We start from the raw sequence: 1,531 nt of genomic DNA, 5'->3' as shown, positions 1-1,531 counted from the left end.
CCACCGCACCGAGGCCGATCAGCCGGTTGCGCAGCTTGCGGCGGCGCTCGGCGCGCACCTCGCTGCGGGACTCGGCGAACTTCAGCCAGTCGATGACGTCCTCGGTCTCCTCCGCCTCCTCGTCGACGAAGGTGAACTCACCCGTGGTGTAGCTGTCGTCGGGCGCCTTGCTTCCGGCCTTCCCGGCCTTCCCGGCCTTCCCGGCCCGCGCCCCGGCGACCTGCTCGGACGGCGGCTCGGCCTTGGCCGGCACCGGCTCGGCGGCCGGCCGGGGCACCCGCGGACGCGCCGGCGCGGCGGCCGCGGCGGCGGCGGCCGGCCCGGCCTGCCCCGGTGCCTGCTCCGGTGCCTGCACCGCTGCCTGCTCCTGCGACGGCGTCTGCGGTTCGGCGACGACCGGGGCGGCCGCCTGGTACGGCTGCTCCTGGTACCCCTGGTAACCCTGCTGCTGGTAGACGTACGTGCCCTGCCCGTACACGGGCTGCCCGTACTGGTCGTACTGCTGGTCGTACTGCTGCTGCCCGTACGGCTGTTGCTGCGGGAACTGCCCGCCCTGCTGGTACCCGTCGTACCCCTGGTAGCCCTGCTGCTGGTAGCCGTAGGCGCCCTGCCCGTACACCGGCTGCCCGTACTGGTCGTACTGCTGCTCGTACGACTGCTGCTCGTACGGCTGCGCCTGCGCCTGCTGCTGCGGCTGCTGCGGGTCCTGCGGCTGCTGGTAGCCCTGGTACGGCTGCTGGTACTGCCCGGTGGACCAGTCCTCCGGCCGCCGGCCGTCGCTGCGATCAGTCATGCACCGCTCCCGGATCAGTCCCCGCGCGGCGCGTACAGCGCCCGCTTGTCGATGTAGCGGACCACGCCGTCCGGGACGAGGTACCAGACCGGTTCGCCCTGGGCGACCCGGTTGCGGCAGTCCGTGGAGGAGATGGCCAGCGCCGGGACCTCCACCAGGGAGACCCCGCCCACCGGAAGCCCGGCGTCCGACAGAGTGTGCCCCGGGCGGGTGCATCCGATGAAGTGGGCCAGCGAGAAGAGCTCGTCGGAGTCGCGCCAGGACAGGATCTGGGCGAGCGCGTCGGCGCCGGTGATGAAGAAGAGGTCGGCGTCCGGGTGCAGGGCGTGCAGGTCGCGCAGGGTGTCGACGGTGAACGTCGGGCCCTCGCGGTCGATGTCGATCCGGCTGACCGAGAACTGCGGGTTCTCGGCGGTGGCGATGACCGTCATCAGGTAGCGGTCCTCGGCCGGGGTGACGTGCCGGTCGCTCTTCTGCCACGGCTGCCCGGTCGGTACGAAGATCACTTCGTCCAGGTGGAACGCGCTCGCGACCTCACTGGCGGCGACGAGGTGGCCGTGGTGGATCGGGTCGAAGGTGCCGCCCATCACGCCGAGGCGCTTCTTCACCGGTTCCGGTCCGCCGGGATTCCCGGCCTGCTCTCCCATGCCGCCACACCTTACGCGACACGCGTTACGGTGCGGGAACGGCCGGGTGGGGGTTCTCCGCAGACGCGTGAGGGAGCGGCCGGCCGGTGGC

At 72.2% G+C, this 1,531-nt stretch carries 1 protein-coding gene and 1 pseudogene; both read right to left on the bottom strand.

Annotation, left to right across the window (positions count from 1 at the left end; genetic code table 11):
• Nucleotides 1-793 (bottom strand): annotated as a pseudogene (locus ACFU6K_RS38690) (hypothetical protein); the annotation flags it as partial.
• Between the two features lie 14 nt (nucleotides 794-807).
• Nucleotides 808-1,440, bottom strand: a complete 633-nt coding sequence (gene nadD / locus ACFU6K_RS38685; RefSeq protein ID WP_380671308.1) for a nicotinate-nucleotide adenylyltransferase — start codon at nucleotides 1,438-1,440, stop codon at nucleotides 808-810.
• Nucleotides 1,441-1,531: the final 91 nt, after the last annotated feature.

This window comes from Kitasatospora sp. NPDC057512 (genome assembly GCF_042802135.1).
Lineage (GTDB): Bacteria > Actinomycetota > Actinomycetes > Streptomycetales > Streptomycetaceae > Kitasatospora.
Note: the sequence above shows the minus strand (reverse complement) of the source record. Positions and strands in the feature narration are given on the sequence as shown.